The sequence below is a fragment of the Polaromonas sp. genome (genome assembly GCF_049790275.1).
Lineage (GTDB): Bacteria > Pseudomonadota > Gammaproteobacteria > Burkholderiales > Burkholderiaceae_C > Polaromonas.
Genome location: NZ_JBAQYR010000116.1, coordinates 56067 through 63646 on the forward strand (window position 1 = coordinate 56067; position 7580 = coordinate 63646).

At 58.1% G+C, this 7580-nt stretch carries 7 protein-coding genes; 6 read left to right on the top strand and 1 reads right to left on the bottom strand.

What is annotated here, in order from left to right; genetic code table 11:
* Positions 1–63 precede the first annotated feature (63 nt).
* From WA904_RS15320 to WA904_RS15345, 6 genes are all read left to right on the top strand, one after another.
* Complete coding sequence (locus WA904_RS15320; RefSeq protein ID WP_425197983.1) at positions 64–1071, top strand: serine/threonine protein kinase; 1008 nt, start codon at positions 64–66, stop codon at positions 1069–1071.
* A complete protein-coding gene (locus WA904_RS15325) occupies positions 1068–1970 on the top strand; it encodes a PP2C family protein-serine/threonine phosphatase (protein ID WP_425197984.1) in 903 nt (300 codons plus the stop codon). The genes WA904_RS15320 and WA904_RS15325 overlap by 4 nt, the downstream gene beginning before the upstream one ends.
* A 104-nt stretch (positions 1971–2074) precedes the next feature.
* On the top strand, positions 2075–2803 hold the full coding sequence (gene rph, locus WA904_RS15330) for a ribonuclease PH (RefSeq protein WP_425197985.1): 729 nt from the start codon (positions 2075–2077) through the stop codon (positions 2801–2803).
* A 46-nt stretch (positions 2804–2849) separates the two neighbouring features.
* Positions 2850–3449, top strand: coding sequence for an RdgB/HAM1 family non-canonical purine NTP pyrophosphatase (gene rdgB / locus WA904_RS15335; protein ID WP_425197986.1), 600 nt, complete (start codon positions 2850–2852; stop codon positions 3447–3449).
* Positions 3450–3458: 9 nt separating this feature from the next.
* Positions 3459–4700 (top strand): radical SAM family heme chaperone HemW, encoded by a 1242-nt coding sequence (gene hemW, locus WA904_RS15340; RefSeq protein ID WP_425197987.1) that lies wholly within the window; start codon positions 3459–3461, stop codon positions 4698–4700.
* Between the two features lie 291 nt (positions 4701–4991).
* Entirely contained in the window at positions 4992–5567 is a 576-nt protein-coding gene (locus WA904_RS15345) for a recombinase family protein (RefSeq protein ID WP_425197988.1), read from the top strand.
* 35 nt (positions 5568–5602) lie between these two features.
* Here the strand turns inward: WA904_RS15345 and WA904_RS15350 are convergent, their stop codons facing one another.
* Positions 5603–6436 (bottom strand): hypothetical protein, encoded by an 834-nt coding sequence (locus WA904_RS15350; RefSeq protein WP_425197989.1) that lies wholly within the window; start codon positions 6434–6436, stop codon positions 5603–5605.
* Between the last annotated feature and the right edge of the window lie 1144 nt (positions 6437–7580).

A 7580-nucleotide genomic window follows, 5' to 3' on the forward strand; every position in this document is an offset into this window, starting at 1 on the left:
GTTATACGCTTTTCTTAGAGAAACAGGACTTGGTGATCCCGTCACCTTGCTTAATCCCGAATTATGTCAAAGGTCAAGCCAGCGCCACTTCCACCCGACACCGTCATTGGCGGTTATCGCGTCGTGCGCAAGCTGTCGGCCGGCGGGTTTGGGGTAGTTTACTTGGCTGTTGATAACGAGGGCCAGCAGGTTGCCATCAAGGAGTACCTGCCGTCTTCGCTGGCCAGCCGCTTGCCGGGCGAGTTGCTGCCCCAGGTGCAACCTGAAAAGCTGTCGTTGTACCGGCTCGGCCTGAAGAGTTTTTTCGAGGAAGGCCGCTCGCTGGCGCAGATCTCCCACGCGTCCGTGGTGAGTGTGCTGAACTTCTTTCGCGAAAACGAGACCGTTTACATGGTGATGAATTATCTGGAGGGCGGCACCCTGCAGGATTTCATCATCACCGCACGCGAGCTCAAGAAGCAGAAGGTGTTTCGTGAGTCGACCATCCGTTCGCTGTTCGACGAGATCCTGCGCGGTTTGCGCATTGTTCACCAGCACAAGATGCTGCATCTGGACATCAAACCGGCCAACATCTTCGTCACCGACGACAACAAGGCCGTGATGATCGACTTTGGCGCCGCACGCGAGGTGCTGAGCAAAGAGGGCAACTTCATCCGGCCCATGTACACACCGGGGTTTGCCGCGCCTGAAATGTACCGGCGTGATTCGTCGATGGGTCCGTGGACCGACATTTATGCGATTGGCGCCTGCATTTACGCGACCATGCAGGGCTACCCGCCCAATGACGCGCCGCAGCGTCTGGAAAAAGACCGTCTGTCGCTTGCACTCTCCCGCTTGCGCGGTGTGTATTCGGACAACCTCATTGAAGTGGTTGAATGGTGCATGTCACTCGATCCCTTGTCGCGGCCGCAGTCGGTCTTTGCCCTGCAGAAAGAACTTAGCCGCGAGGGTGAACGGCGGTACACCAAGTTGACGGTCGGCGAAAAAATGCGGCTGCAGTTTGACAACATGGTGTCAGACACCAAGAAAACCGCGCGCAAAGCCACCGGCTTTGCGACGAAATTCAAATGAAATTCTCAGTCTTTCAGGTCAGCCGCAAAGGCGGTCGCGAGAAAAACGAAGACCGCATGGGGTATTGCTACACCCGTGAGTCGGGCCTGTTTGTGCTGGCCGATGGCATGGGCGGCCACCCCGAAGGCGAGGTGGCGGCCCAGCTGGCGCTGCAGACCATTTCTGCGCTCTACCAGAAGGAAGCCCGGCCACTGGTCCGGGACACCACCGAATTTTTGTCGTCTGCCCTGATGGCGGCGCATCACCAGATCATCCGTTATGCCAGCGAAAAGGGCATGCTCGACACACCGCGTACCACGCTGGTGGCCGCCATATTGCAGGGCACGGGTGCTACCTGGGTTCACTGCGGCGATTCGCGCCTGTATGTGGTGCGCGACGGCGAGCTGCTGACCCGTACGCGTGACCACTCCTACCTGGAGCAGCAAAACGCCGGCATCATCAAGCTGGAGCGCTTGAACCGCAACATCCTGTTCACCTGCCTGGGTTCCCCTTCCAAGCCGGTGTTTGACATCACCGGTCCGGTGGTCCTGCAACAGGGCGACAAACTGATGCTCTGCTCGGACGGCCTGTGGGGCACGCTGACCGACGCTGAAATTGTGCGGCACATGGCTGGCAACAGCGTGTCTGACGCTGTGCCTGAAATGGTCGAACACGCGCTGCGCAACGGGGGCGAGCACAGCGACAACGTCACCGTGCTGGCCATGGAGTGGGAAACACCCGACGCTTTCGAGTCGACGCGCGGTGTCTCGACCGACAGCATCATGGACGGTGTTTTTGCATCGACCATCCAGGCGGGCGTGCTCGACTCCAGCGTCGAAGACCTCGACGATGCGGCGATTGAACGCTCCATTGCCGAAATCAACGAAGCCATACGCCGCTCCGCAGCCAAAAAAGCCTGAGGTCCCGGCCAGCTCTTTCGCCCTGCAGGTGCTGCGTTGCTCCTGACTTTCCTTTTCTTCTCTTTCATATCCCTCGGGTGCGACCCCGCCAGAAAGCCCTGACCATGAGTTCATTTTCGCGAAGCAGCGCCCGTGCGGCCAACCAGCTGCGCCCGGTGCGCATCACCCGTGCCTACACCGCCTATGCCGAAGGTTCGGTCCTGATCGAGTTTGGGGCAACCCGGGTGCTGTGTACGGCCTCGGTCGAGGAGAAAGTGCCTGGCCACAAAAAGGGCAGCGGCGAGGGCTGGGTCACGGCCGAATACGGCATGCTGCCACGCGCCACCCATACCCGCAGCGACCGAGAGGCGGCGCGCGGCAAGCAGAGCGGCCGCACGCAGGAAATCCAGCGCCTGATCGGCCGCTCGATGCGAGCGGTGTTCGACCTGAAAAAATTGGGTGAACGCACCATCCATCTCGACTGCGACGTGATCCAGGCCGACGGCGGCACACGTACGGCCAGCATCACCGGCGCGTTTGTTGCGGCGCAGGACGCCGTCAACAAGCTGCTGGCCGAGGGCAAGCTCAAGGAAACGCCGATCATCGGTCACGTCGCCGCCATCTCGGTGGGTATCGTGCAGGGTACGCCCCTGCTGGACCTGGAGTACATCGAGGATGTGAGTTGCGACACCGACATGAACGTGGTGATGACCGGCGCCGGCCACTATGTGGAGGTGCAGGGAACGGCAGAAGGCGCTGCCTTTTCACGCAAGGAAATGGATGCGTTGCTGCTGCTGGCCGAAAAAGGCATCAACGAACTGGTTGCGCTGCAGCAGCAGTCGCTACTGAATTAATAGCTGCTTACGCCCAACCCTATTGGGCTGGAGGCATATTTTTCTTATGAAAATCGTACTGGCATCGAACAATCCCGGCAAACTGGCCGAACTGCAGGCCATGCTGGCACCGCTGGATGTGACGCTTGTCCGGCAGGCAGCGCTGGGCATTTCCGAGGCTGAAGAGCCTTTCCGCACCTTTGTCGAAAACGCCCTGGCCAAGGCGCGCCATGCATCACGCCTGAGCGGGCTGCCCGCATTGGCTGACGATGCCGGCCTGTGCGTCGATGCTTTTGGTGGCCTGCCGGGCGTGGACACGGCTTTTTACGCCACGCAGTTTGGCTATGAGAAAGGCGACGACAACAACGTGCGCGCGCTGCTGGAGCAGATGGCCGGACTCGACCAGCGCCGTGCTGCGATGGTCAGCACGCTGGTGGCCGTGCGTTCCGCCGACGATCCCGAACCCTTGATTTCCGTAGGCCGTGTGACCGGTGAAATTGCCAGGGAGCCGGCAGGCAGCAACGGATTCGGATTCGATCCGGTGATGTACATCCCCGCGTTCGGCAAAACTTTTGCGCAACTGCCGGTCGAGGTTAAAAACGCCAACAGCCACCGCGGCATGGCGGTACGCCAGATGATGGACCTGATGCGCGAGCGCTGGCTGTAGCGACGGGCCATGACCTTCCCCATTCCCGTTGTCAGCGCGCCGCCGGTGGAAGAAACCGGCGCCGGGCTCAAGGACATCCGGCACTATATGCGGGACGGCACACTGCAGCTGGCCGCCTTGCCGCCGCTGTCGCTGTACGTACACCTGCCCTGGTGCCTGAAGAAATGCCCCTACTGCGATTTCAACTCGCATGAAGCCCAGGGTGCGTTGCCCGAGCAGCGTTACCTCGACGCGCTGATGGCCGACCTCGAAGCCTCGCTGCCGCTGGTATGGGGCCGCACGGTGCACAGCATCTTCATCGGCGGTGGTACACCCAGCTTGTTTTCCCCGCAGGCCATCGACCGGCTGCTGGGTGATATTCGCGCACGGCTTCGACTCGAGCCAGATTGTGAAATCACGCTGGAAGCCAATCCCGGTACGTTTGAAAAAGATCGCTTCAGGGCCTTTCGCAGCGCGGGTGTGACGCGGTTGTCGGTGGGGGTGCAGAGTTTTGACGACAGACATCTCAAAGCGCTCGGCCGTGTGCACGACCGCGCCCAGGCGATTGCCGCTGTTGAGGAAGCCGCACAGGCCTTCGACACCTTCAACCTCGACATCATGTACGCCTTGCCGGGCCAGACGCTGGCAAACCTGGAGCAGGACATGGCGCAGGCGCTGGCGCTGCAGCCACCGCACATTTCGATTTACCACCTTACTGTCGAGCCCAACACCTGGTTCGCCAAATATCCCCCGGCATTGCCGGAAGATGACGACGCCTACGCCATGCTGGACCGGATCACCGAATTGACCGGTCTTGCCGGCATGGACCGTTATGAGGTCTCGGCCTACTCCAGACTTGGCCACCGTTGCCTGCACAACCTGAACTACTGGAAGTTCGGCGACTACCTTGGCCTCGGCGCTGGTGCCCACAGCAAGCTCAGCTTTGCGCATCGCGTGGTTCGCCAGGTGCGGTTTCGAGAGCCGAAGCTGTACATGGACAAAGCGCTGGCTGGCACCGCGGTGGCGCAAGACAACGAAGTCGGCCGCGCTGACCTGCCATTCGAATTCATGCTCAATGCCCTGCGTTTGCGCGAAGGGTTCAAGCTGCAGGACTTTTCAGAGAAGACCGGGTTGCCGCTGACAGCGATCCAGGCCGGCCTGGACGAGGCCGAGCGCAAGGGTTTGATTGAACGCGACTTTGCCTGTGTCAGGCCGACTGCGCGCGGGTTTGATTTTCTCAACGATTTGCAGACCCTGTTTCTGGCTGACTGAGGCACCGGGGGAGCCATCTGCTGCCTAGCGACAAGAGGTGAAGGCCATGACGCCTTTTATCGCTGCTTTGCTTCGCGTGCCGCATAAAAAAAGCCATCAACAACTGTTGATGGCTTTTTTCAGGTTTGGCGGAAGCGGTGGCTTTCGAACCAAATGATGACCGGCCTAGGCCGGTTTTTTACTTGTAAAGCAAAAGTTTGCCTGTCATTTTTTACAGGCTACAGGTCTCGCGCTGGCTTGCCGTTGAGTTACTACGCTATGAAAAGCGTAGCTAACTAAAAGGAGGTCGGTTTGATTTACGGATACGCTCGGGTTTCCACCACCGAGCAGGAAACAACGCTGCAGCTGGATGCGCTGCGGCGATCTGGCGTTGAAACAATCCTGCAGGAGAAACGAAGTTCAGTCGGCCAACGGCCAAAGTTAATGGAGATGCTGGAATCGCTGGAGCCAGGCGACATGGTCAAGGTTTACAAGATTGACCGCCTGGCGCGCTCCCTGATGGATCTGCTTTCGATCCTGGACAGGATCCAGAAAGCCGGTGCAACGTTCCAAAGCCTGACGGAGCCTGTGGACACGAGCACCTCGGCTGGCCGGATGATGACGCACATGCTGGGGGCATTCGCAGAGTTCGAGCGCGGCATCATTCGGGAGCGGTCTATTGCAGGCCAGACCGCGGCGATGATGCGCGGCATTCACTGCGGCAGGCCGAGATCAATTTCCCCAAGTGACGAACAAGAAATTGTCCGACTGTGGAAGTCCAATCAGTACACGATGGATTCACTGGCAGCGCTTTTCAATGTTCACCCGTCGAGCGTGAAGCGGTCGATTTATCGGGTTCTCAAGCCAGGGCATTCGAGCTTGCGATAACGTGAAAGTTAGAGTGCACAGCCCGCACGCGATTTCTACAATGCACTCGCACCTCCTCCTCGACTGCGCCCCTTCCTCGAACTTGAGCCCGTCGATTTCAAAGGAACGGCAAGCAGTGTCATTCCGGCGCGTATGCCCATTTGCTCCACGGTCGCGCCGCTATCTGCAAGCGCATAGTTATCCCTCCAGTTGACATCAGGAGGCAAAATCTGATTGCCGGAATCTCGGTCTTGGAGCGCCCACGATTTCCCATAAGTAAATGGACGGACGTGATCACTTATCTGGTAATACACGGCACTTAGCAGAGTAAACGCTTCCTGTTCACCATCATATGGAAATACCAATTCTGGAATAACTTCCGAACCTTCGAACGCACTGACGTTCACCGTGAGAACCGCGCGATGAAGGCGATCAACAGCCTGCGCAGAAAGTACCTCTGAGGCCGCATTGAGGGCTTCTGCTGCACGCGCCTCTCCACCGACTGCCACATTGGAAATGGCAATCTGAGCTTCATGTGATCTGAGCGTCTCAGTAATCGTAGTTTTGACTAGGCTATGAAGCTCCTGATTTCCTACGGCCTGATGGCGCATTGCATCGACGTAGTGTTTGACGTCAACTTCACTCCCAAAATCCTGCGGAGGGTAGAAAACGTACGCACGCTTCCAAAGGATAAAGAAGAAGGCGCAGGCGATGAGAATCGGAAATATGACCGCGAAACAAGCGAAGATAAACTGCACCGAACCTGTAGTCTTAATGGCTGCGAGCCCAGCGACAGTTTCCGACAGCGCAACGAATGTCGCAATGATGCCCAGGGGAGTGATGCTCGAACTCTTGGAGCGTGGCAGAAGCGTATTTTTTGGTGTTTGCATAAGTGGTTTTTGTTCTGCGCTCAAACGTTTGAATTCACGGCGTTGCGCGGTTTCATCGCACCGGGTCCAGTGGAATGATGAGTTAGGTTACTCACACCACACCTCGCATTTCTCGCGCGTTCGGAGGTTGAGGAGCGTTGCGCTCGCGCATGCGCCATACGGGCTAACGTCGGAGTTAGCCCGCAGACCCTTGATCCGCGAGTTCGATCTATTCAGTTGACTTCGCCCCACGGGTGCCGCTTCCTCGGCCAGCGTCACTTGGCGGCACCGTATGGGAGCGGCGATAGTTTTGCTCTTCGCGCAATCTGCTACTGTCTCCCTCGTTTCTCTCCTTCTTATCCAACTGCCGTTCTACCTGAGACTCATGGATGCGCTGTCCCCGTTCCTCAATGGGTACTCCGACGCCAGGGCCATACATTTTTGCCAGTCCCGAATCGAGAGGGCCCAAACGTCGTTCCGGTTGCGCATTTGAACTGCCTGCACACACGACGGCCATTACAAGAAGGCAGACACGAAGATTCATGACACTCTCCTTAGTTCCTTGAACCCTAACTTTGATATATCCCGCAAAACTGCGGAATAACATGGCGCCCTGTCAGATAACATGGCACAGAAAAATTGAAAAAGATGTTTGTAGTCATGTAGCTAGCTGGATGGACTGCGTGTCTATACAGGTATATTGAATCTGACAAACCTCGCAACTGACTCTAGGACGAAGCTCCTCAGTTTGCATCCTCTAAATAGAGTAGATCGCCAAGGCCGCCGATCCGGTTGATTACTGTCGCGTCTTCGAACCCGGCCAGGCTGCACCCTTTGGTGCCAGTCGCTGCGCTTTGTGTCACGTCGGCTGCGGGCGCCTGGCCTACCGTCTGAAAAAACCGGCCCGTCCCGGCGGTCGCTGGATCCCCCCACAAGACCCCGTCCCGGTGCGAGGGGCACTTGTGGGGGGATCTTGAATACAGCGACACCGGGCCAGCCCGGTTTTTTCTTGTGGCACCACCAGCACCCCCCTCCGCCCCCTGCTCGGGGGAACGAGGAAGCCCGAGCGAGAGGATCTTTTTCGAAGTCCTCTTGTTCATCAACTTCCCAGGAGTAAAGCCATGACCACCGACACCCTTGTTTCCGATTCCGCTGTTTCCTATAT

Bases quoted from the DNA above. Each gene is read 5' to 3' on its own strand.
- WA904_RS15320 (WP_425197983.1), top strand. From the start codon at position 64: ATGTCAAAGGTCAAGCCAGCGCCACTTCCACCCGACACCGTCATTGGC.
- WA904_RS15325 (WP_425197984.1), top strand. From the start codon at position 1,068: ATGAAATTCTCAGTCTTTCAGGTCAGCCGCAAAGGCGGTCGCGAGAAA.
- rph (WP_425197985.1), top strand. From the start codon at position 2,075: ATGAGTTCATTTTCGCGAAGCAGCGCCCGTGCGGCCAACCAGCTGCGC.
- rdgB (WP_425197986.1), top strand. From the start codon at position 2,850: ATGAAAATCGTACTGGCATCGAACAATCCCGGCAAACTGGCCGAACTG.
- hemW (WP_425197987.1), top strand. From the start codon at position 3,459: ATGACCTTCCCCATTCCCGTTGTCAGCGCGCCGCCGGTGGAAGAAACC.
- WA904_RS15350 (WP_425197989.1), bottom strand. From the start codon at position 6,436: ATGCAAACACCAAAAAATACGCTTCTGCCACGCTCCAAGAGTTCGAGC.